Here is a 23029-nt window from a genome sequence, read left to right as displayed (position 1 = left end):
TGCCCACCGGGGTCACGATCGAGGAGGGTGCGGGAACTGGCGTGACCTCGCAGAACCGGCGCACCTGGCGCGCCGTATCCGGGTCGCTGGCCGGGCGGCTGCCTACGGCCGCTGGGCTGGCCACTGGGAGCCCACGCCGCGGATCTGAGCGCGAGGGTTCCCGCACCCTTTCCGTGTTCCGCACTCTTTTCGTGCTCCCGCACCCCGACTTGCCGGGGGACACGCCGGGGTCAGGATCGGAAAGGGTGCGGGAACTGGCGTGACCTGGCAGAACGGGCGCACCTGGCGCCGCATTCGGGCAGCGAGCAGGGCTGCTGCCTACGGCCGCCGGATCGTCCACTGGACGCCTACGGGGCGGGGCGGGCGGGGCAGGAGCGGGGTGGGCGAGGGTTCCCGCACTCTTTTCGTGTTCCCGCACCCCGACTCGCCGGGGGACACACCGGGGTCAGGATCGGAAAGGGTGCGGGAGCAGAACGACTCAAGCGGCGAGGAACTCGACGATATCGGTCGCGAAGCGGGGGTGGCGGGTGACGCCGGTGTGGCTGGTGCCGGGGTAGATGATCAGGCGGGAATCCGGGATCCCGTCGGCGGTTCGCCGGAAGTTCTCGGTGCTGTAGCCGGCGTCCCGTTCGCCGCCGAGAACGAGGGTGGGGACGAGGATTTCGCCGAGCCGATCGGAAAGATCGAAATCGTCCTCGGCTCGCAGGAAGGCCAGGGTGTCCGCCGGGTTCTTGGGGCGCGCCAGCGGATCGATCAACCACATCGCCGCACCCGCTACCCGCGCCAGGATCGGTGAGGACACCGTGGTCGACGCCATGTGATGCAGGGCGCGCCGACCCGCGAAAGCCGCTTCGCCATAACGGATCTGGCTTTCCTTCGCGAGCGGATCCAACCGGTAGCCCGAGGACGCGACGATCAGGCGGCGCACCGCGGCCGGATGATCCACCGCCAGTTGCAACGCCACCGAACCACCCGACGACACACCGGCCACATCGACCGGCTCACCGAACTCGGCGCGCAACGCGTCCGCATGCTCGGCGGCGATATCGGCCATCGTCGTGCCCGCCGCCATGCCGGGCGCCCGGCTGACCGCGTAAACCCGGAAGTTCCTGGCCAGCGGGGCCAGCATCTTGATTTCCGAATCCCGCATCCAGCCCCGCGGGTTGGCATGGTCCGGCGTGAACCACCGCAAAAACACCAGCGGACGTCCGGCCCCCAACGCCAGATAGGGCATGCCGTGCCGCAACGCACCCTCGGTGACATCGAGCTCCGCGGCGAGGCTGGACTTGCTCATCGTTTCCTCCGGATCTGCTGATCAACGCTCCCCCGTCGACGCTAACCAAAACACCGACGCCCCGCGATAACCCCCGAGGTCATCGATCCCCACACCCTCATCCCGCTCCAAATCCATCGCGCCGCAACTCGCGCGCACAGCCACAGGCAGCCGCCTGTCCGGGCTGCGACGTCGTCCCGCCGGGTCCGCAAAGGTGCGGGGCGGCATAGGAATTACCTATGCCGCCTGCTGAATATTCGTCTTTGCCTGTCGTTCTTTCGCCGACATACCGTGAAATCACTCGACCAGGTGCGCAATCTCGATTCTCCGAAGATTCGCGCCCCGGGGCACATCGCGCCCCTTTCCGTCGAGCCGTCACATGCGCAATCGAGAGGACAGCTGACATGACCACGGTCGAGATCGGTTCGGGAACAAAGGAACTCGCGGGAAAGCGAGCCGTGGTGACCGGCGGTACTCGCGGAATCGGTGCCGCCATTGTGCGCCAACTCCTGGACGCGGGCGCCGAGGTACTTGCGACCGCCCGATCGGAAACGAGCACGGTGCCGGAGGGGGCCGCCTTCGTGGCGGCCGACGTGCGGACTCGGGCCGGTGCGGAGACGCTCGCCGCAGCCGCACAGGGGCTGTTCGGCGGCGTGGACGTCCTGATCCACAACGCGGGCGGGGCGGGCCCCTACCCAGGCGCACTGGCGATCCCGGACCAAACATGGCAGGACGCACTGGATTTGAACTTCCTCGCCTCGGTGCGACTGGACTCGCTGGTGGCACCGGGGATGCGGGACCGGCGTTCGGGGACGATCGTGCACATCTCCTCGGCCGCGGTCCCCACGGTGGCGCCGCCGTTCCTGCACTACACGACAGCGAAGGCGGCACTGGAGAACTACAGCCGCGGCTTGGCCGCGGAGTTGGCCCCGTTCGGAATCCGGGTCAACACCGTATCTCCCGGCAAAACCGCCACCCCCGGCGGCGAGGCGACGCGGGAGCAGTGGGCACGCTCGAGCGCGGGACCGGGCCAGGACAACACCACCCCACCGCTGGGGCGCGATGGCCTGCCCGCCGACATCGCCAACGCCGTACTCTTCCTTGTCTCGCCGCGAGCAAGCTGGTTGACCGGCAGCAGCATCGTCATCGACGGCGGCGAATTCCCCAGGGGCTGAACGAGAGTGCCGATCACGACACTTACGTAGGGCGTGGCTCCCCGGGGGGCGACCACCCGCCGTAAGCACAGCACCGTGTCCGTCGCGGACCAGCGCCTGTGCGGCTCGGGAATCGTCTCGTCTCGCCTGCTTCGCCAACGGCCGGCCCCGCCCGCGCCACCCAATCCGCCGAAAGCGCCTCGGCCGCCTGCGATCTCGCACCGATTTGTGTCCCGCCCTCACCACTGTCGCGGCAAACGGGGCCACAGCCCAGACGTCAGCGACTGTCCCCGATTTTGACGTCACCGCCGACATCGCGTCGCCGGTGCTCGAGCAGCGTCGTACAAACAGAGCCCAATGCCGTTGTGGTGCTTGCGCCACAACGGTGCAAGGCCGCTCAGAGCGCTTGCAAGTCACGAATGTGCGAGGCCGCTGGGAGCGCTTGCGAGTAACGAATGTGCGAGGCCGCTGGGAGCGCTTGCGAGTCACGAATGTGCGAGGCCGCATTAGGGTGGCGGGCATGCGTATTGCGGCACTGGTTGCCCTTGTCTTGGCGCTCAGCGCCTGCTCCCAGTCCACCACCGGTCGCCCGCAGGCGGCCGAGGACCATCCGCCGGCGAAGACGACCAGCACCGCCGCGCCTTCCTCGACTGCGCCCAGTCGCGAAGGGCAGCTGAAGGAGCGCATCGCCTGGGTGCGGGCGGGCAGCGCCGCCGACGTCGGCCAGTATCGCTCCGTCACCACCGAGGGCAGGCCCGCCACCGCGCTGAACGGCGATATCGCCTTCACCAGTCCGTCCGGCAAGATCAGTTGCATCACCGGGACCGCGTACGGGATCGACGGACTCAACTGTGTCGTCAAACTGAAGAGCCCGATACCGAAGCCAGGCGAAGGTTTCGGCAACTGGGACGGCGGCTACGTCAACTACACCGGCACGAAACTGACAGTCGGCCAATTCCGTGGCGACCCTGGGCTTTTCATCAACGGTAACGGCCAGACGCTGCCCTACGACAGCACCCTCACCTTCGACAACTACACCTGCCGCATCGCGACGAGCGGCCTCACCTGCGTCAACCCGGCCGACCGCAGCGGCGTGCAGATGAGCGACGACGGCATCGTCGCGCTGGGCTGCCTGCGGGAAGTCCCCGCAGCTCAACGCGAAAGCTCGGTCGGCCAAGCCTTCGGCTGCTGAACCACGCCACGGTCCGCTGACCGAACCACCCTGCCCATTCCCCCGCTGGCCCCGGCCCAGCGGGGTTAGGGTGGCGGCATGCGTGGCACCGCATTTGCCCTCCTCGCTGTGGCTCTGCCCCTGACCGCGTGCGGAGCCGATACGCCGGACCGAACCGGCGCTGCCAACACGCCGCCCGCCTCGTCCACGACGCTGCCCCCGCCGCCGGCCAGCAGCCCCGCCCCGCCGCTCACGACCGCCCCCGAAGGCATATCGTCCTGCGCCGCAAAAGATCTCACCGTCGCCGCGGGCACACCGGACGGCGCCGCGGGCCACGTCTACCTCCCCCTGCGTTTCACCAACACCGGCACCGTTCCCTGCTCCCTCACCGGCTACCCCACGGTCTCACTGGCCGCAGGCACACCCCCGACCCCCGTCGGTCCCCCAGCCGAACCGGACACCGAAAGCACTCTCCCCCAACCGCTCACCCTCGCCCCCGGCTCGGCCGCCGCCTCCACCCTCCGCTACACCCAGGCGGGCAACTTCGAATGCGACCGAGCCCCCACCACCCACCTACTCGTCGCCCCACCCAACGCCCCCGTCCCCCACCCCCTCCCCTTCACCGCCACCGCCTGCACCAACCCCGCCTACCTCCTCCTCCACCTGACCCACCTCACCCCCGCCCCCTAGCCGCCCAGGGAGACGACCATCAACGTCGACATACGCGCCCTTCACGATGATCTACTTCATTACCTCGCGAAAGTCGGCGTCGGGCAATCGCTGACCGTCACCGAAGACGAGCACCCGATTGCCCACATAGTCCCGGTTCACCCCCACGCTCAATCGGATCCGCCGCGCCCCGAAGCTCGCATCCAACCTGCGCGAACACCCAAGCGTCCCGCACCGGATCCGATCAAATGCCACGGCTCGGTAATCGACCTGATCGAGCGCCAGCGGCGCTAGTCGATGCTTCGACCGGGCATGAGGCGTCGAAAGATTAGTCGGTGGCCTTCGGGTGCCCGGTGCCCGCATACACGATCCACACGGTGCGTTGGTCGTCTATGAGGTACCAGATTCGGCCGCTGCCGGTGACCTCGTATTGCCAACGCTCCAGCGGAATACCTTTCCAGGTCGCAGAGCCGAGCGCGCCTTTGAGCCGATGCTGTCGATCCGGGTTGGTCTTCGCTCTCGGATCGACTCGGATCACGTCGTAGGCTCGGCGCAGATTGCCTGGCGCTTGGGCAGCTAACTGTTCCCACCCCGTGCAGGATTCGCTTGTTGCCAAACGGATTTCGAATTCAGCGCCGATTGCCGGGGGCGCGGCGCGGTCACCGCGTTTGGGGCTCACAGGTTGGGCTCGGGCTCGTCGGGGACGGGGGCCGGACCGAAGTCACCTTCCGGCTCTTTGACGACCAGTTCGAGCAGCGCGGGATCAGCATAGATCTCCGCGGTGTGCCGCCACTGCGTCAGCAAGGATGCGATGGGAGCTAGGTTTTCCAGAGCCGCGGCACCCTGCGCTACCGCGACGAGTTCCCGCAAGAACTGGTCCATGTCCGCATGGGGCAGGAAGGTCACCCAGGGAACAGCGTCCGGCAGCACGTCACGCACCGCCTCCGCACCGACCCGCCGGATCAATCCGGCCAGCAGGCGCGCGGTGAAATCGACGACGGCACCCTCGGCGTCGAGTTGTTCTACCCGCATCAGCGCGAGGTCGCCCGCGTCCCGACGGCGCAGACGCACGGCCCGGACCTGATCCAGCAGCCCAGCCGTCACGGCGGGCTTGTGTAGCAGTTCGCTGAACGGGACCACGTCATACGCCGCACTCATAACATCCACACTACCTCGGATGTTCACGAACGCGTACCAACCCACCCCCGGAAACGCCGAACGGCGCCGCTCCGAGGAGCGACGCCGTTCAGGTCAGTGATTCAGGGAATCACTTGATGATCTTCGTGACGCGACCGGCGCCGACGGTGCGGCCACCCTCGCGGATCGCGAAGCGCAGACCCTCGTCCATGGCGACCGGCTGGATCAGCTTGACGGACATCTCGGTGTTGTCACCGGGCATGACCATCTCGGTGCCCTCGGGCAGGGTCACAACGCCCGTCACGTCAGTCGTACGGAAGTAGAACTGCGGACGGTAGTTGTTGAAGAACGGGGTGTGGCGGCCACCCTCGTCCTTCGACAGGATGTACGCCTGGCCCTCGAACTCGGTGTGCGGGGTGGTGGTGCCCGGCTTCACGACGACCTGGCCACGCTCGACATCTTCGCGCTTGATACCACGAACGAGCAGACCGACGTTGTCGCCCGCCTGGCCCTGATCGAGCAGCTTGCGGAACATCTCGATACCGGTGACGGTGGTCTTGGTGCTCTTCTCGCGGATGCCGACGATCTCGACTTCCTCGTTCACGTTGATGATGCCGCGCTCGACACGACCGGTGACGACGGTGCCACGACCGGTGATGGTGAACACGTCCTCGACGGGCATGAGGAACGGCTTCTCGGTCTCACGGACCGGGTCCGGGATCGACTCGTCGACGGCGTTCATCAGTTCCAGAACCGACTCGGTCCACTTCGGGTCGCCCTCGAGCGCCTTCAGACCGGAGACGCGCACGACCGGCGCATCCTCGTCGAATTCCTGGGCGGCCAGCAGTTCGCGGACCTCCATCTCGACGAGCTCGAGGATTTCCTCGTCGTCGACCATGTCCGACTTGTTCAGCGCGACCAGGATGTAGGGCACGCCGACCTGACGGGCGAGCAGCACGTGCTCACGCGTCTGGGGCATCGGGCCGTCGGTGGCGGCGACCACGAGGATGGCACCGTCCATCTGCGCCGCACCGGTGATCATGTTCTTGATGTAGTCGGCGTGACCCGGCGCGTCGACGTGCGCGTAGTGGCGCTTCTCCGTCTGGTATTCGACGTGGGAGATGTTGATCGTGATACCACGAGCCTTCTCCTCCGGCGCCTTGTCGATCTGATCGAAGGCAAAGCTCTCGTTCAGATCCGGGTACTTGTCAGCCAGCACCTTCGTGATCGCTGCGGTCAGCGTGGTCTTGCCGTGGTCGACGTGACCGATGGTGCCGATGTTGACGTGCGGCTTCGTCCGCTCGAACTTCGCCTTCGCCACTGTGGTGTCCTCCTGGACTTGTTGGTGCGTGCAGTTGCAGCAGTGCGGTTATTACTTGGGGTCGTGCTGACTCCCGGCATCGGGGGCAAGTCTTGCACCTGCCCCCGACTGGGTACTACTCGCCGGTCGCCTTGGCGATGATCTCCTTCGACACGTTGGCCGGAACCTCCGCGTACGAGTTGAACACCATGGAGTAGTTCGCCCGGCCCTGGGTCTTCGACCGCAGGTCACCGATGTAACCGAACATCTCCGAGAGCGGAACCAGCGCCTTGACGACACGGGCACCACTGCGTTCCTCCATGGCCTGGATCTGGCCACGGCGGGAGTTCAGGTCGCCGATCACTTCGCCCATGTAGTCCTCGGGCGTGATGACCTCGACCGCCATCAGCGGTTCGAGAATCACCGGACCGGCTTTACGAGCCGCTTCCTTCAGGGCCTGCGAGCCGGCGATCTTGAACGCCATTTCCGAAGAGTCGACGTCGTGGTAAGCGCCGTCGAGCAGGATGACCTTCAGGTTCACCAGCGGGTAGCCCGCGAGCACACCGTACTGCATGGCGTCCTGCGCACCGGCGTCCACCGAAGGGATGTACTCGCGCGGAACGCGACCACCCGAAACCTTGTTCTCGAACTCGTAGGTCGCGCCGTCCTCGCCGACGAACGGCTCGAGGGCGATGATGACCTTCGCGAACTGGCCGGAGCCACCCGTCTGCTTCTTGTGGGTGAACTCGAGCTTCTCGACCTTCTTGGTGATCGTCTCGCGGTAGGCCACCTGCGGCTTGCCGACGTTCGCCTCGACCTTGAACTCGCGACGCATGCGGTCGACGAGGATGTCGAGGTGGAGCTCGCCCATACCGCCGATGACGGTCTGGCCGGTCTCCTGGTCGAGCTTGACCGAGAAGGTCGGGTCCTCTTCCGAGAGTCGCTGGATCGCGGTGCCCAGCTTCTCCTGGTCGGACTTGGTCTTCGGCTCGATGGAGACCTCGATGACCGGGTCCGGGAAGGTCATGGACTCGAGCACGATCTGGTTCTGCGGATCGCAGAGGGTGTCACCGGTGGTGGTGTCCTTCAGGCCGATGACCGCGTAGATGTGGCCGGCCATGGCCTCGCCGACCGGGTTCTCCTTGTTGGAGTGCATCTGGAACAGCTTGCCCAGGCGCTCCTTCTTGCCCTTGGTCGAGTTGATGACCTGGGCGCCGGAGTCGACCTTGCCGGAGTACACGCGGACGTAGGTCAGCTTGCCGAAGAAGGGGTGCACGGCGATCTTGAACGCCAGCGCCGCGAACGGCTCCGAGGTGTTCGCGTCGCGGTGGATGACCTCGTCTTCCTTGTTCGGCACGTGACCGTCGGTGCCGCCGTCGTCCAGCGGGGTCGGCAGGTAGTCGATCACCGCGTCGAGCATGGGCTGCACGCCCTTGTTCTTGAACGCGGAGCCGCACAGGATCGGGTACAGCTCGGAGTTGACCGTCATCTTGCGGATGGCGCCCTTGATCTCCTCGATCGTGAGCTCCTCGCCGCCGAAGAACTTCTCGAGCAGCGCCTCGTCGGACTCGGCGACGGTCTCCAGCAGTTCCTGACGGTACTGCTCGGCCTTCTCCTTGAGATCGGCCGGGATCTCCTCGACCTCGTACTTCTCGCCGAGCTTGGTCTCGCCCTTCCAGACCTTGGCGTTCATCTCGACCAGGTCGACGATGCCCTCGAAGGTGTCCTCCGCGCCGATCGGCAGCTGGATGACCAGCGGCTTGGCACCGAGGCGGTCCTTGATGGTCTGCACGGTGAAGTAGAAGTCCGCGCCGAGCTTGTCCATCTTGTTGACGAAGCAGATTCGCGGCACGTCGTACTTGTCGGCCTGACGCCACACCTGCTCGGACTGCGGCTCGACGCCTTCCTTGCCGTCGAACACCGCAACGGCGCCGTCGAGCACGCGCAGCGACCGCTCCACCTCGACGGTGAAGTCGACGTGCCCGGGGGTGTCGATGATGTTGATCTGGTTGTCGTTCCAGAAGCACGTGGTAGCCGCGGAGGTGATGGTGATACCACGCTCCTGCTCCTGCTCCATCCAGTCCATCGTGGCCGCGCCGTCGTGGACCTCACCGATCTTGTAGGTGATACCGGTGTAGAAGAGGATGCGTTCAGTTGTGGTCGTCTTGCCCGCATCAATGTGGGCCATGATGCCGATGTTGCGGACCTTGTTCAGGTCGGTGAGCACGTCCTGTGCCACGGAAATCTTCCCCGCTCGTAGCTAGTTGGGATTTTCGGGGACGACCCTGTGGTCGTCACTATGTCAACGCCGGCAGCGGCAGGTGAGTGCCGCGGCCGGCTGTGCCTCCCGACCCAATAACAACGGGCCGGGCAGACGTCACCAGCGGTAGTGCGCGAAGGCCCGGTTCGACTCGGCCATCTTGTGGGTGTCTTCGCGACGCTTCACGGAGGCACCGAGACCATTGCTGGCATCGAGCAGCTCGTTGGCGAGACGCTCGACCATGGTCTTCTCGCGACGCGCCCGCGAGAAGTTCACGAGCCAGCGCAGCGCAAGGGTGTTGGCGCGGCCGGGACGAACCTCGACCGGCACCTGGTAGGTGGCGCCACCGACGCGGCGCGGCTTCACCTCGAGCGACGGCTTGACGTTGTCGAGCGCGCGCTTGAGGGTGACGACCGGATCGGTGCCGGTCTTGTCGCGTGCCTGCTCCAGCGCGCCGTAGACGATGCGCTCGGCGGTGGACTTCTTGCCGTCCAGCAGGATCTTGTTGACCAGCTGAGTGACCAGCGGCGAACCGTAAACCGGGTCGTTGATCAGCGGACGCTTGGGTGCGGGGCCCTTGCGTGGCATATCAGCTCTTCTCCTTCTTGGCGCCGTAACGGCTGCGGGCCTGCTTGCGGTTCTTCACACCCTGGGTGTCGAGGGAGCCGCGGATGATCTTGTAGCGCACACCGGGGAGGTCCTTCACACGACCGCCGCGCACGAGCACCATCGAGTGCTCCTGCAGGTTGTGACCCTCGCCGGGGATGTAGGCCGTGACCTCGACCGCGCTGGTCAGGCGAACACGCGCGACCTTACGCAGCGCGGAGTTCGGCTTCTTCGGGGTCGTGGTGTACACGCGGGTGCACACGCCACGACGCTGCGGGCTCCCCTTGAGGGCCGCGGTCTTCGTCTTCGCGACCTTGTCGCGGCGACCCTTGCGGACCAGCTGGTTGATCGTTGGCATAGACCGGCTTTCCTTATTAGTTAACGCGGTGTCTGGAACTTCATGTCTGTTAATCGAGCTTTCACCCGCACGTCCAACCACGTTTCTCGCGTCCCGAGGTCGGGCGTGTCGCGCGCGGCGCAGGGCCCGAATTACGGGCACGCTGGAGGTGTCAGCCGCTTTCGCTGGCCTACGGTCACGCACGAACTTGCCCGCATGCTTCCGGGCACAGCGATCCACGATACTCGTGGCCGCGACACAGGGTCAAAGCGGGGTGTCTGGAGACCCCGTCACCTGGCCAAGTTCAGGGTCAACTCTACGAGTTTCTTCGCGCCCGCGCACGGATCCGGGTGCGCGGATCCCGGGCGGTAGTTGATCCAGAAGCCGATCACGCCCTGATCCGCCGCGCCCGCGCTGACGCCGCAGGAGTCCGGATCGTTGGGCCGCCGGATCTCCAGCGCGCGCCGGCCGTCGATGGTGGCGTTGGTGGTGGTGTAGCCGAGTTTGTCGTTGGTCGTCTTCTCGTTGTTCAGCGAACCGATCTCGTACCAGTTCAGCGTGACCATGGCGTTGCCGCCCGGCGCGCCCTGCACGTCCCACATGCAGACCGCCCCGTAGAAGGAGGGCTGCGGGAACGCTTCCTTGGCGCCGACGGCGTCGGCGATCTGATCCAGCCGCACCACCTCGCATTCGCGAAGCAGCTTGTCGAACTTGGTGTTCACGGGGTCGCCGGTACCGGAACCGGCAGGGAAGGCCTTCCCACTGATCGTCTGCCCGCAGCCGGTGGCGGTGGCCGCGATGGTCAACACGGTGGCCGCGGTGAGTATTCCCCGCGTCACGTCACGACGCTGCATTGCCGTCCCTCCCGTCACTTCAGCCGCTGCACGGTCAGTTCGGCGAGCTTGTGCATCCGATCGCACGGATTGCCATCCGGGGGGAACGCACCGAACGACATGGACCACTCGAAGAAGTCGTCATCGAGCTGCACTGCGAGATCACAGACCTTGCCATCCGGCTCGAGTGCCTGCCACCCATTACGCCCGCCGACATCGATCGCCTGCGGATTGCGGCCCTGAGTGGAGACCCATGCCTTCTCCCTCGCGATCGGACTGCCCCGATAGGAAGCAAAAGTAACGCTGGGCGAACCATAGCCCGCCGACTGCCAGTTGCAGCCGACCGAATTCTTCAGCACCTGGGAAATCTGACCGAGGCGTGCGGTGTCGCGCACCTCGTCATCGGTGACGTGCCCGCACTCACCGACGAACGGACCGAGCGTGGCCACCTTCGGCGGCGGTCGTAGAGGCGTACCGGCGTCGGACGAGTCACCGCCGGAGCCACACGCGGACAACATCAGCACCATGGCCGTGCCCGTGATGATCGCCGCGGTGATACGCATGCCTGAGACTCTACCGGCGCTGCCCGCCAGGCGGCTCGGCCCAACTCACCGGCGGACTGCCAAGTCGAGGAATCGGCATTGCCAGTGACGCGACATAGCCATAAACTCGCATCGGTTCGCCGCCGGCGCCGGGGGGCATCGAGTGAATCAAACGAAACTTGTTCAGAAGCAAGAAGACTCGATAGGGCAGGGGGAATAGTTCATGAAGAAACTCGTCCGCGCAGCGGCCATCGCCACTCTCTTCGGATTGACCTTGGCCAGTAACACGGCTACAGCGTCCGCGACGAACGCACAAGTCGGCCTGTATCCGAGTCGGCAAGCATGCATCGACGCAGGTACGGCAATGTTCCCAGGCCAGTATGGCGAATGGTACTGCCTTCCGGCAGGTGTGGACGACGGTAATTACCGTCCAGATCAACCCCATGGATTGTGGCGGGGCCCGCTGCGCTCATAGCGCTTGTTATTCCGCCGACGCTCGCGAAACTCGATTTGAAGCGACTCACAACACAGCTAGTTCGCGGGTCGCCGATGCCGCATTGATACGGCGATTCAGGGACCCGCGGATTCGCTATCCGCCGTCGGGGACGCGCAACTCGTAGGCGTGCCGCGAGTCGATATAGACGCACTGGGCCGGACCCGACTTGTAGCGCGACATGGCGGACAGGCAGTCGTCGAGGGTCGGGTAGTACGTCGGCGCCGGTTCGGCATCGGCCGTCCCGCCCGCCCCGAGGGCGAGCAGGACGGCCAGCACGACCGCTGCGGCAGATCGTTCGAGCACTGCGGCCCTCCCCCAACATCCGGCGAATCCACGGAGCGTACTGCCGGATACTCAGGGCCACAACCGATCACAGATTGCCGCGCGCCTCCTGCTCCTTCTCGATCGCCTCGAACAGCGCCTTGAAGTTGCCCTTGCCGAAGCCGAGCGAGCCGTGCCGTTCGATCAGTTCGAAGAAGACGGTGGGCCGGTCGGTGATCGGCTTGGTGAAGATCTGCAGCAGGTAGCCGTCCTCGTCGCGGTCGACCAGGATGCCCCGGCTCTTGAGCTCCTCGACCGGGACGCGGACGCGGCCGATCCGGGCCCGCAGTTCCGGGTCGTCGTAGTAACTGTCGGGGGCGTCGAGGAATTCGACGCCCTCCCGGCGCAGCGCGTCGACGCAGGCGAGGATGTCGCCGGTGGCGAGCGCGATGTGCTGCACGCCGGGACCGCGATAGAACTCGAGGTACTCATCGATCTGCGAGCGCTTCTTGGCGACCGCGGGCTCGTTCAGCGGGAACTTCACCCGGTGGTTGCCGTTGGCGACGACCTTGCTCATCAGCGCCGAGTACTCGGTGGCGATATCGTCGCCGACGAATTCGGCCATGTTCGTGAAACCCATGACGCGGCGGTAGAACTCGACCCACTCGTCCATCTGGCCGAGCTCGACATTGCCGACGACATGGTCGACGGCCTGGAACAGCCGCTTCGGGGCGCCCTCGCGCGGCTGGTAGCCGGCCTTGCGGGTCACGTAGCCGGGCAGATAGGGGCCGGTGTAGCCGGAACGGTCGACCAGGGTGTGCCGGGTCTCGCCGTAGGTGGCCAGTGCCGCACTGCGGACGGTGCCGAATTCGTCTGTGTCGTCATGGGGTTCGATGAGCACGGTCGCGCCGTGGTTACGCGCCCACTCGACGCAGCGGTCCACATCGGGCACCTCGAGCGCGATGTCGACGACGCCGTCGCCGTGCCGATCGTGGTGACCGACCAGTGGGCTGTCCGGGTCGACCGCGCCCTTGACCACGAAGCGCGCGCTACCGCTGCGCAGGACATAGGACTTGTGATCACGGTTGCCGGTCTCGGGACCGGAGTAGGCCTCCAGGCGCATGCCGAAGGCGGATTCCAGATAGTGCGCGGTCTGTGTCGCGTTGCCGACGACCCAGACGAGGGCGTCCCAGCCGATCACCGGGAACGGATCGGCGCTGCTGTCGTGATCGACGAGGCCGACGAGCTTGCGCAGCTCGCTGTCGGTGGGGGCCGTGCTGGTCAGGTCATCGGCGGGCGTGCTGGACCGGGCGTTCGGCAGGTGCTCGATGGTCATGCCACAAGTAATCGTCAGGCCTGCCCGATAGGCAACAGCGGCCAATTTCGATAGACACTGTGGCGAATTCGGCTAGGAAGTACCCATGAATGCTGGACAATTTGAATAGCACCAAGACGCTGGTGCTCATCCCGGCTGGAAGCCCAGCCCGTGCTCGGAACGGAGGCCGACATGTCGCGCACGCCGGCGAAACTGGACGAACTCGATCTCGCGATCCTCACCGCGATGCATGAATACCAGAAGGCGGGGATTCTCGAATTGTCCCGCCGGACGCGGGTGGCCAGGGCGACCGTGCAGTCCAGGATCGGACGGATGGAGGAGGCGGGCATCATCGCCTCCTACGACCCGCAGATCGATGTCACCGCAGCGGGTTTCGACGTGCAGGCGTTCGTCACGCTGGAGATCGCGCAGGGCGCGCTGGACGCCGTCGCGGCCGAACTCGACGCGATACCGGGGGTGCTGGAGGCCTACGCGACTACCGGCTCGGGCGACGTGTGGTGCCGGATCGGCGCGGATTCGCACGCGGGCCTGCAAACGGTGCTGCTGAGTATCGACCGGACGTCGTCGGTGGTGCGCTCGCACAGCGTCATCGTGCTGTCCACGGTGGTGCCGATGCGCACACTGCCGCTGCTGCGCACCCTCGACCCGGCGGGGACGACGAAGGCGCCCGCCTATCGCGTGACACCGGACAGGTAGCGGCCGATGCTCAAGGGCGCAGATCGGCGTCCACGTCCAGGATTTCCACCCGGGGTTCCTTGTCCGCCTCCATGAAGCCCAGCAGCGCATGGCTTTCCGCGTCCACGGCGGCCCGCTCTGCCTTGGTCCACTTGCGGGTGGGGCTGATTCGCAGGCGGGCGGCGCCGGCCTCCGTGAAAATCTTGTACAGCCCGGCGAGGTAACCGTCGACCAGCACCGGCGCCACCGCGGCGGCGAAGCGGCGCAGATGCGGCGCGTCGCCGTCGGGCACGATCCTGGTCCGGTCCTGGTGCGAGAGCACGGCGTTGTCGTACCAGCCGAGCAGGCGTACGGGGGCGGGCAGGTCCGGATCGGCCAGTACACCGTCGGCGACGTCGTAGAGCGTGCGGCCGCGCTCGTCGGTGTAGGTCCGCACCCGATCGCCGAGCTGCTCGATCGCCTGCTTCATGCCGAGCATCTTCGACCAGGTCTGCATGTCCATGGTGCTGGCCGGGCCGAACGCGCGCAGATAGCGGAACAGCAACTCCGCCAACGGATAAGTCGGATCGAGCGGCTTGCCCAGCCATGGCTCGACCCGTGACCAGATCGGCCTGCTGCTGTCCTTCCACTTGCCGCGCGGCGGAGTCTGCAGCACCGGCAGCTGATAGAGCCAGGTCTGCACGACCATGCCGGGATTGCGGTCGGGGTAGATCTTTTCGGCCGCCGCGCGCAGGGCGGCGGCCGACATCGGCTCGTCACCGAGCACCCGTTCACCGTGCGCGCGGACCTCGTCAGGATCCAGACCGACCATCGCGCCGTAGTTGAAACCCTTTCGGAACGGCACCTTTTCGAGCTCGGGCTGGATATGCGGCGCGATCCGCAGCGCGTCCGGCGGCGTCACCAGGTGAATGGTGCCGCGCATCAAGGTGATTCGGACCAGCGAGCGGTCCTCCAGCCCGGTGGACACCGTCGCCGGATCGAAATCCGCGATGCGACTCCACAGCGCGACGAACGGCGGCGGCGAATCCTGCGCCTGCAGGCCGACGAGGTGGTCGCACATCTCGGGCACCGACAGCGACGAGCGCGCCAGCAGGTGCTGCCGGGCCAGCAGGGTTCGGTTCAAGGTCCGGTTGGACAGCATTTTCGGCATTCCAGGTGGGGCGAGGGACGGGACCGCAAGCTTCGTCGCGCGGATCAGCGCAGGGTGACCACGACCTTGCCGGTCGCGGTGCGGTTGTCCAGCGAGGCCACCGCCTCGGCCGCACGCTCCAGCGGGTACAGCACCGGCTGCGGCGGTGCGATCTTGCCGGTCGCCAGCAACGGCTCCACCTCGGCCCACTGCTCGGCAAGATAGCCGGGATGGGTCATCACCCACTCGCCCCAGGCGGCACCGGTCACCTCGACGTTCTTGAGCAGCAGGCGATTCACCTTCACGGTGGGGATCTCGCCCGCGGTGAAGCCGACCACCAGCAACCGGCCCGCCGAGGCGAGCGAGCGGATGCTGTCGGTGAACCGGTCACCGCCCACCGGGTCGAGCACGATGTCCACCCCGCGCCCGCCCGTCAGTTCCTTGACCGCGGCGAGCCAGCCGTCGGTGAGCACCACGTGGGTCGCGCCGTTCGCGCGCGCCACCTCGGCCTTTTCCTCGGTGCTGACCACTGCGATCACCCGGCCCGCGCCGAGCGCGGCCGCCATCCGCAGGGTGGAGGTGCCGATGCCGCCCGCGGCGCCGTGCACCAGCACCGTTTCGCCCGCGGCCAGCCTGCCGCGGTTGCGCAGGCAGAAGTGCACGGTGAGGTCGTTGAACAGGATGCCGGCGCCCGCTTCGAGCGAAACGTTGTCCGGCAGACGGAACACCATCTGCGCGGGCGCCACGGCGACCTCGCCCATGGCATTGCCGAGCAACGTCAGCGCGACCACCCGATCACCGGCCCGCACGTGCGCGTCCGCGGGGGCCTCGCGCACGATGCCCGCCACCTCGCCGCCGACCACAAAGGGCAGTTCGGGCTTCATCTGATAGAGCCCGCGGGTCATCAGCACATCGGGAAACGCGACACCGGCCGCGTGCACGTCGATCACCACGCCGCCCGGATAGGCGGCGGGCTCCGGAATGTCCACGATCTCGATGGACTCCGGTCCCTCGAGCTTGCTGACCTGGGCTGCGCGCATCTGCCGACCTCTCTGTCCTGGCATCGGCTCGTCCGGCGCCGACGCCGCCGTGATCAACATAACTGACGCCGCGGTAGGTAGTCCTTTTTCGCGACCACCCGACCGATGGCAGGACTGCCGACCTGCTGTTCGGCAGCCGTGCGGACCAGTCGATTTTGCTATGCTGACCGCGACCTACGGTCGGGCGGGAAGGGGGACTCATGGTCGAACGTAATCAGCCACCTGCGACGAACATGCAGGTCGATCCGGAGGCGCTGCGCTCGTTCGCGCAAACCCTCGGCACCGAGTCGACCGAGGTCGGCGGCCTCAACGCGGGCAGCGCGTTCACCGGCGCGGCCGCCGCGCTGCCCGGCACCGAGTTCGGCGCCGCAGCCAACCAGGCCAACGATGTCGTCAACCGCTGCCTGCAGCGGATCGGCAGCAGGCTCACCACCCTCGCGGACACCATGCACAACGCCGCGGGCAAATACGAACTGGCCGAAGACGATTTCGCCGCGAAACTCCGCGCGATCGGACTGTCATGACGCTCAGCATCACCGATATCGAGAGCTGGCAGCCGGACCAGCTCACCGTCGCGGGCGACCACGCGGGCACGATCTCGTCGGGTCTCGACACCGCGGTCGGCAAGGGTTCCTCGGCCACCGCCGCCCTCGCGGAGACGAAGAAATGGTCGGGTAACGCAGGCGCCGCGGCGAATACCCGCATGGACACCGAGAAGACCCGAGCCTCGGCGGTCAGCGCCGCCCTGCTGGAATTGAAAACGGCCTTCACCGCCCAGGTGACCAACCTGACCGAAGCGAAGACCAAGGTCCTGCGGCTGCGCGACGACGCCGTGAACCAGCAGCCGCCCTTCGATGTCCAGGCCAACGGCACCGTCACCGCGGACACCCGCATCGCGGCACTGCGCGAACACGCCGACAAGGCGAATGTCGAGAATCTCGTCCTCGACGAAACGCTCGCCGCCGCGACCCGCACCTGGGACCTGACCAACGCGCTGAAATCCGCCGAAACGGTGGCGGGGCAAGCGAAGACGCAGGTGGACACGGCCGTCGGCAAATTGGAACAGGCCTTCACCGGCCTCGGTGATCCGGGTGCGAACGTCGCGGCACCGCCGGTCGACACCGCGCCCGCGAGCGTCGCGGCGCCGGTGACCAGCAAGCCGTCCTCGAACGGGTCGAGCTACCTGACCAGCGGCACGCACAACAATGGCAGCGGCTCTTCCTCGGGGAGTCCTTACACCGGCAGCTATTCCGGTGGTCCGAGTTCGAGCGCGCCGACCGGCCCGATGCCGAGCGGCGATGTCGCGAAATGGATCGCCGAAGCCAAGCAGAAACTCATCGAAATGGGTTACAAGCCCGAGGATATCGATGAGCGCGCGATCGCGCTGATCATCCAGCACGAGTCCAGCGGTAATCCGTACGCGGAGAATCGCACCGATATCAACTGGATCAACGGGCACCCGTCGAAGGGGCTCATGCAAACGATCGACAGCACGTTCAATGCGTACAAAGCACCCGGGCACGACGATATCTGGAATCCGGTGGACAACATCATCGCCGGCGTCCGCTATTCCATCGACACCTACGGCTCGGTCACGAATGTCCCCGGCGTGGTGGCGGTCAACTCCGGAAGTGCTTACCGCGGTTACTGATACCGGTGCTCAGCGGATATTCGCGAACAGCGCGTACTGGGCCGCCGCGCGTTGCTGAGTGTCCAAGAGCTGCTGGCCGATGATCAGTGCGGCGTATTCGTGGTAGGCGACGAAACATCTGAACTGCGCGCTCTTGGTCACGTTGTAGCTCTGCAGGCACAGCGCGTCGGGAACATCCTCCGGCGGATCGAAAGCGCGCCGGTCGGCCGGACTGTCCAATTCCACTGATTCGGTGACGAATTGCTTGGCCGCGGCCGCGTCCCGAGTACGGAAGACGAAAACGCTCGGCGTCATCGCGACGCGATCGACACCGGCCCGCCGCAGCACCGGATAGCGCCCGGACTGATCGAGAATGTAATTGAGATATCCGCGCAGGGTCAGCACGACCTCGCCCTGGCCGTCGGGTTGCGGCACCGTCCCGCCGGGATGTAGCGCACGGGTCAGGACGCGATCCGGATCCTGCTGCAGCGTGCCGAATTCGGTGGTCGGCGTCGGCGTGAACCGGTCCAGCGCAGGCAGTTCCGCGTCCAGATATTTCTGGGTGATGCCGATCAGCCGGGTCAGGTCCGTGGTACGCGCATCGGCCAGCGTGCTGATCACGAACACCCCGTGCGCGGTCGTGCTGCCGAGGGTGGGCACCGCGGGCCGCCAATGTGCGCCGGAGTCCGGGTATTTCGGCAGCTGAACGGCGGCGTTCTCCGGACTGAGCGCGAAGTCGACCGCGTTCATCTCCGCCGCGGCGGCTTTCGCCGCGTCCTTGTCCCGGAATCGCAGCACGGTGACGGTGAGCCCTTCGCGTTCGCGACTGCCCTCCGTCGCACGCGTCAACGGGAGCACCGCGTCGGCCGAACCGGTGGAGAACCCGACGACGAAGCCGTAATTCTGCAGCACCGGCAGGACCGGCTCGGCGAGATAGCTGGTCAAGGTGTCGAGGCCGGTGTGCACCTGCGCCGAGGCGCCCGCGGAGTACTTGTCGTCCACCTCGTGCGGGCTCATCACGGCATCGGCCAGCCGCACGCCTTCCAGCCGGGCATAGCCGACGGGATCCAGGTTCGGCGCGATCTTCGGCACCGCCGTTGGGTATCCGCCGACATCGAATTTCCGGGTGTCCGCTTCACCGGGCAGCGCGGTCCCGCGCACGTCGCCGCAGCCGCAGAGCGCGGCCAGGGCGACGCACGCCAGCGCCAGCCCGCGCGTGATCGAGGCGGCCCGCATCAGCGCACCACCGGCAGGTTGCTCATGACGTTGCGCAGGATCTCCTGCGCGGCAAGACATTTGAACTCCGGATGTGCCGCCATGGCCGGATTTTCCACCTGGACCGTCACCACTTCCGCTGTCCCCTCCCGACCGGGCCGGTACACCGCCTGCCGGACACAGGCGGGTGCGCTCTGCTCCTGCTCGTCGATGTTGACGATGTTGCCACCACCGAGGTCGATCACGATCGGCTTGGGCGTCTCCGCGGGCGGCGCGGTCCGCTCCAGCCGGACCGCCACCGTGTTTCCCCCGGCCCACTTGCAGGAGTGCAACGTATCGGCATCGCCGCGCAACTGCCGGCCGATGCTGAGTTTCGCGACGTCGACGTCCACCAGTGCGCACGGATCGAGCCGGGCCAGCGACCGGCGCACGTCGGGCAGTTTCGGTCCGCCGCCGGCGAGGCGCGGCGCGAACCGCGTCACGGCTTCGTCGGCCACCGAGCACAGTTTGTCCGCGGCACCGGCGCCCTGCACCCTGGCGACGACGGCGAACTGCGGTTCGGTCGCGGCGGGCAGCAGCGCGCGCCCGCAGGTGCCGTCCGGCGCCGCGGTATCCCGCAGCACCGGTGCGCCGTCCACCGTTGCGCCGGTTTCCACGAAACCTTCGGTTCGCGCGATCTCGAAGCTGAATTGATAGCCACCGGCCGCCGCACCGCACGTGCCCCACCGGGTGGAGAGCGGTTTCTGCGTCCAGTCGCCCAGCGCGGGCACCAGCGGCTCCTTCATCGCCGCGCAGAGATCGACCGCCCGCAGCTTGGTCAGGTTCAGCGCACCGAGCGAATTCACCTGCGGCGCGGTCGATTCCTCGTCACCGCCCCAGGTGATCGCGCCGGCCACCACGGCGACGACCAGCAGCGCGGCACCGGCCAGCGCGCCGATCCGCAGCCGGGCCCGGCGTCGTCGCTCGTCGGTGATCCTGGCCGCGGCGACGAGCTGGCCCAGTCGCGTATCGAAGTCACCGCCCGGCTGGGTGGGCGGGGCGGCCGCACCGACGGTGGTGAACTGCGTCGCTTCGGGATCGGACCGCAATGCCGACAGTTCCGCGTCCTGTCGCCGGATCGCGTCGTGCACGGCGGCAGGCCACAGCGCGCCGCCGGTCCGCACGCCGCCGAGGAAGTCCAGGATCTGGCCGGGCGTCGGCCGGGCCTGCGGATCCTTGGCCAGACACGGTTCGACCAGCGCGCGGACCTCGGCGGGCAGGCCGGACAGGTCGGGATCGACATGCACGATGTTGTACAGCGTGGTCGGCAACGACGAGCCCGCGAACGGGCTCGTCCCGCCCGCCGCCATGGCGAGCACCGCGCCGAGGGAGAAGACATCGCTGGCGGGCGTCAACGGCAGTGATTCGGCCTGCTCCGGCGACATGAACGCGGGCGAACCGATGATCGATCCCGTCCCGGTCAGCTCCGAACGGCCCTCGGCGGCACGCGCGATACCGAAATCGATCACGCGCGGCCCGTCCTCGGCCAGAATGACGTTGGCGGGCTTGAGATCCCGGTGGATCAACCCGACGCCGTGAATCGCGTGCAAGGCCGAGGCCAGCCCGACGGCCAGGGTCCGGATCTGATCGGTGTCGAGCGGGCCGTACTCCTTCACCGCCTTGTCGAGCGGCACACCCGGCACGAATACCGAGGCCAGCCAGGGCATTTCGGAATCGACGTCGAAATCCACGACGGCGGCGGTGAACGCGCCCGACACCCGCGTCGAGGTCTGCACCTCGCGCCGGAAACGCGGCAGGAAATCCGCCTCGTCCACCAGGTGCGCATGCACCTGCTTGATGGCGACCAGGCGGCCGTCGGGTCCGACGCCGAGCAGCACCCGGCCCATCGCCCCGGCTCCGAGCTCGCCGAGCAGCCGGTACCGGCCGATCTGCGTCGGGTCTGCGGGCTCCAGGCGCGTCACCATCAGGACCTCCTCACTGCGTCGACAACTCCGGTCAGGACGGCTTCGGTAGTGGCACAGGCGGTATCGGCCGGCGCCCCCGCGGACGGACGCGCCGAGACGGCGATCAGGTCGCCGCGACCCCCGATGGTGGACCGCACCAGGTGAACCGTCACGCAGGTGCCGTCCTGATCGATCCGGCGGGCCGAGTCGAAGTCGCCGAGTTTGCCACCATCGACGAACAGTGTGGTGTATCTCGGGTCGGTATCGACGCGCTTCGCCTCGGTGAGCCGCACCGTGAGTTCGGTAGTGGTCCCGGACCAGGTGCAGGTGTGCACGTCTGCCGGGGTGGCACGGACGCCGGAGCCGAGCTGTGCGTCGAGAATGCCGGGTGCCACGGCGGCGCACGGATCCATCCGGACCACCGAGGGATCGGGCAGTTTCGCCTGCGGCGGATCCAGGACGAGCCGGGTGGCAACGGCTTTCAGGACTTCGGTCGCCGACCCGCACGAATCACGTGCGGCCGCACTGATCGTCACCTCGACCCCGACCGGGGCCCCGTCGCGCGCCGCGAGCGCGCGGCCGCACGAGCCGGTCTCCGCCGTGGTATCCAGCACGGTCCGGCCCGCGACCTGCTCGGACAGCGGTTTGCCGGACGCCACCGGGGTGCCGACCCGCACGCGCATCCGGGTCTGCCTGCCGTCCAATTCGATGAATCTGGTTTCGCAGACCGCTGATTCGGTCGGCTCGGCCTCCACCGGCTGCCCCAGTCCGCCGACCACATCGGGACCGAGCAGCGCACACGTGTCGATGAGCCGCAGCTGCGCGTCGGAAAGGTCCAGCGTGCGATTCGCCAGCGGATCGGGCCTGCTCGGCGGGTCGTCCCGGCTGAGCAGTACACCGGTGACCGTGCCCGCGGCCGCCAAGACCAGGACGGCCACGGCCGCAAGCCAGGTGCGGCCACGCCGTGGCGCCTCGGCGGCCGGATCCCCACCCGCGGCCGCCCAGCGGTCGGCGTCGGCCCGGTCCCGGGTGATCTGCTGCCGCACCGAGCCGGGCCAACCGGACCGGGCGGGCATCGTCGCCACCGAGTCGATCAGCTGGCGCGGCGTCGGCCGGTGCAGCGGATTCTTGTCCAGGCACGCCTCGACGACCGGGCGCAGCACCGGCGGGATCCGACTGGTGTCCGGCCGGTCGTGCACCACGTTGTACAGCGTCTGCGGAGCCGACGCGCCGAGGAACGGACTGTCCCCGGTCGCGGCCAGGTACAGCATCGCGCCCACCGAGAAAACGTCACTGGCGGTGCTGAGTTCGAGGCCGGACGCCTGTTCCGGCGACATGTACGCCGGGGAGCCGACGAGCGTGCCGGTGGTGGTCAGCTGGACATCGGCCTCTAGCGCCCGGGCGATGCCGAAGTCGATCACCCGCGGACCGTCCTCGGCCAGCAGCACATTCGTGGGTTTGAGGTCGCGGTGGATCATGCCCGCGCGATGGATCTCGATGAGCGCGGATCCGAGTCCGGCGGTGAGCAGGCGCAATCCGCCCAAGGGCAACGGGCCGTGCTGGTCGACGGCCTCGCGCAGGGCCGGACCGGGCACGAAAACCGAGGCCAGCCACGGATCCTCCGCGTCGGGGTCGGCATCCATGACAGCCGCGGTGTAGGCGCCGGTGACCCGTTGGGACGCTTGGACTTCCAAGCGGAAGCGGGCACGGAACTCGGCATTCCTGGCGAGGTGGCGGTGGATCATCTTGACCGCGACCAGGCGTCCGTCGGGAGCGCGCCCGAGCAGTACCCGACCCATCGCACCCTGGCCGATGACGGCGATCAACTGGTGCCGCCCCGCGGTGCGCGGGTCGTGCGGGCCGAGCGGTCTCACCGTGCGTCCTCCCCTGAAATGCTTGCCCCGGGATCGTACCGGCGCCGGTGCGAGGCGTCCCCACGAGCGGAATCCGGCCGCGATCCGTGTCACCGCTCGAGGCGAGGCGCGCAGTACTGACGCACTCGGCGCGCTGGTGTGACCTACA

22 protein-coding genes are annotated in these 23029 nt (G+C 67.3%); 6 read left to right on the top strand and 16 right to left on the bottom strand.

The window, feature by feature from the left end:
• Positions 1 to 478: 478 nt before the first annotated feature.
• A complete protein-coding gene (locus TY25_RS40210) occupies positions 479 to 1294 on the bottom strand; it encodes an alpha/beta fold hydrolase (protein ID WP_042265517.1) in 816 nt (271 codons plus the stop codon).
• A 383-nt stretch (positions 1295 to 1677) separates the two neighbouring features.
• Between TY25_RS40210 and TY25_RS40205 the strand changes: the two genes are divergently transcribed.
• From TY25_RS40205 to TY25_RS40195, 3 genes are all read left to right on the top strand, one after another.
• Complete coding sequence (locus TY25_RS40205; RefSeq protein ID WP_042265514.1) at positions 1678 to 2448, top strand: oxidoreductase; 771 nt, start codon at positions 1678 to 1680, stop codon at positions 2446 to 2448.
• 499 nt (positions 2449 to 2947) lie between these two features.
• Positions 2948 to 3619: a hypothetical protein gene (locus TY25_RS40200; RefSeq protein ID WP_042265577.1), complete on the top strand. Its 672-nt coding sequence runs from the start codon at positions 2948 to 2950 to the stop codon at positions 3617 to 3619.
• 108 nt (positions 3620 to 3727) lie between these two features.
• On the top strand, positions 3728 to 4288 hold the full coding sequence (locus TY25_RS40195) for a DUF4232 domain-containing protein (protein WP_052383503.1): 561 nt from the start codon (positions 3728 to 3730) through the stop codon (positions 4286 to 4288).
• Between the two features lie 307 nt (positions 4289 to 4595).
• On the opposite strand, the gene TY25_RS40190 is transcribed toward TY25_RS40195, so the two are convergent.
• The 10 genes from TY25_RS40190 to hppD all read right to left on the bottom strand — a co-directional run bounded on the left by TY25_RS40190 (position 4596) and on the right by hppD (position 13375).
• The gene (locus tag TY25_RS40190; RefSeq protein ID WP_042265512.1) at positions 4596 to 4946 is read right to left on the bottom strand and encodes a hypothetical protein; all 351 of its coding nucleotides are present in this window, start codon (positions 4944 to 4946) and stop codon (positions 4596 to 4598) included.
• Positions 4943 to 5425, bottom strand: coding sequence for a hypothetical protein (locus TY25_RS40185; protein ID WP_042265509.1), 483 nt, complete (start codon positions 5423 to 5425; stop codon positions 4943 to 4945). Before TY25_RS40185 ends, TY25_RS40190 begins: the two co-directional genes overlap by 4 nt.
• Positions 5426 to 5534: 109 nt before the next feature.
• Positions 5535 to 6725 (bottom strand): elongation factor Tu, encoded by a 1191-nt coding sequence (gene tuf, locus TY25_RS40180; protein WP_029901625.1) that lies wholly within the window; start codon positions 6723 to 6725, stop codon positions 5535 to 5537.
• 115 nt (positions 6726 to 6840) lie between these two features.
• Positions 6841 to 8943 (bottom strand): elongation factor G, encoded by a 2103-nt coding sequence (fusA, locus tag TY25_RS40175; protein ID WP_014988438.1) that lies wholly within the window; start codon positions 8941 to 8943, stop codon positions 6841 to 6843.
• 138 nt (positions 8944 to 9081) lie between these two features.
• The gene (gene rpsG, locus TY25_RS40170; protein ID WP_014988439.1) at positions 9082 to 9552 is read right to left on the bottom strand and encodes a 30S ribosomal protein S7; all 471 of its coding nucleotides are present in this window, start codon (positions 9550 to 9552) and stop codon (positions 9082 to 9084) included.
• 1 nt (position 9553) lies between these two features.
• Positions 9554 to 9928 (bottom strand): 30S ribosomal protein S12, encoded by a 375-nt coding sequence (gene rpsL / locus TY25_RS40165; protein WP_014353064.1) that lies wholly within the window; start codon positions 9926 to 9928, stop codon positions 9554 to 9556.
• Positions 9929 to 10197: 269 nt separating this feature from the next.
• Complete coding sequence (locus TY25_RS40160) at positions 10198 to 10746, bottom strand: DUF3558 domain-containing protein (RefSeq protein ID WP_370466189.1); 549 nt, start codon at positions 10744 to 10746, stop codon at positions 10198 to 10200.
• Between the two features lie 29 nt (positions 10747 to 10775).
• Positions 10776 to 11303 carry a DUF3558 domain-containing protein gene (locus tag TY25_RS40155; protein WP_042265504.1) on the bottom strand — a complete coding sequence of 176 codons (528 nt, stop codon included), beginning with the start codon at positions 11301 to 11303 and terminating at the stop codon, positions 10776 to 10778.
• Between the two features lie 568 nt (positions 11304 to 11871).
• Positions 11872 to 12081 (bottom strand): hypothetical protein, encoded by a 210-nt coding sequence (locus tag TY25_RS40150; RefSeq protein ID WP_042265502.1) that lies wholly within the window; start codon positions 12079 to 12081, stop codon positions 11872 to 11874.
• 67 nt (positions 12082 to 12148) lie between these two features.
• Positions 12149 to 13375: a 4-hydroxyphenylpyruvate dioxygenase gene (gene hppD / locus TY25_RS40145; protein ID WP_226887157.1), complete on the bottom strand. Its 1227-nt coding sequence runs from the start codon at positions 13373 to 13375 to the stop codon at positions 12149 to 12151.
• A gap of 171 nt (positions 13376 to 13546) precedes the next feature.
• On the opposite strand from hppD, the gene TY25_RS40140 reads away from it, so the two are divergent.
• Entirely contained in the window at positions 13547 to 14071 is a 525-nt protein-coding gene (locus TY25_RS40140; RefSeq protein ID WP_042265500.1) for an Lrp/AsnC family transcriptional regulator, read from the top strand.
• A 10-nt stretch (positions 14072 to 14081) separates the two neighbouring features.
• Here TY25_RS40140 and TY25_RS40135 read toward each other — a convergent pair whose 3' ends face one another.
• Together TY25_RS40135 and TY25_RS40130 are read right to left on the bottom strand one after the other, a co-directional pair.
• Positions 14082 to 15191 (bottom strand): winged helix DNA-binding domain-containing protein, encoded by a 1110-nt coding sequence (locus TY25_RS40135; RefSeq protein WP_051728286.1) that lies wholly within the window; start codon positions 15189 to 15191, stop codon positions 14082 to 14084.
• A 53-nt stretch (positions 15192 to 15244) separates the two neighbouring features.
• A complete protein-coding gene (locus TY25_RS40130) occupies positions 15245 to 16219 on the bottom strand; it encodes an NADPH:quinone oxidoreductase family protein (protein WP_042265495.1) in 975 nt (324 codons plus the stop codon).
• A gap of 200 nt (positions 16220 to 16419) precedes the next feature.
• On the opposite strand from TY25_RS40130, the gene TY25_RS40125 reads away from it, so the two are divergent.
• On the top strand, positions 16420 to 16743 hold the full coding sequence (locus TY25_RS40125; RefSeq protein WP_042265493.1) for a type VII secretion target: 324 nt from the start codon (positions 16420 to 16422) through the stop codon (positions 16741 to 16743).
• On the top strand, positions 16740 to 17870 hold the full coding sequence (locus TY25_RS40120) for a transglycosylase SLT domain-containing protein (protein WP_042265490.1): 1131 nt from the start codon (positions 16740 to 16742) through the stop codon (positions 17868 to 17870). Before TY25_RS40125 ends, TY25_RS40120 begins: the two co-directional genes overlap by 4 nt.
• Before the next feature lie 9 nt (positions 17871 to 17879).
• Here the strand turns inward: TY25_RS40120 and TY25_RS40115 are convergent, their stop codons facing one another.
• Genes TY25_RS40115 through TY25_RS40105 form a run of 3 tightly spaced genes read right to left on the bottom strand, consistent with a single transcriptional unit; the run spans position 17880 to position 22881 of the window.
• The gene (locus TY25_RS40115) at positions 17880 to 19085 is read right to left on the bottom strand and encodes a DUF7373 family lipoprotein (protein ID WP_042265488.1); all 1206 of its coding nucleotides are present in this window, start codon (positions 19083 to 19085) and stop codon (positions 17880 to 17882) included.
• A complete protein-coding gene (locus TY25_RS41135; RefSeq protein ID WP_052383502.1) occupies positions 19085 to 21028 on the bottom strand; it encodes a serine/threonine-protein kinase in 1944 nt (647 codons plus the stop codon). Before TY25_RS41135 ends, TY25_RS40115 begins: the two co-directional genes overlap by 1 nt.
• Positions 21028 to 22881 carry a serine/threonine-protein kinase gene (locus tag TY25_RS40105; protein ID WP_042265486.1) on the bottom strand — a complete coding sequence of 618 codons (1854 nt, stop codon included), beginning with the start codon at positions 22879 to 22881 and terminating at the stop codon, positions 21028 to 21030. The genes TY25_RS41135 and TY25_RS40105 overlap by 1 nt, the downstream gene beginning before the upstream one ends.
• Positions 22882 to 23029 lie beyond the last annotated feature (148 nt).

The sequence above is a fragment of the Nocardia brasiliensis NBRC 14402 genome (assembly GCF_000308475.2).
GTDB classification, from domain to species: domain Bacteria; phylum Actinomycetota; class Actinomycetes; order Mycobacteriales; family Mycobacteriaceae; genus Nocardia; species Nocardia brasiliensis.
The sequence above is the reverse complement of the archived record's forward strand: the minus strand, read 5'-3'. Positions and strand labels throughout refer to the sequence as shown.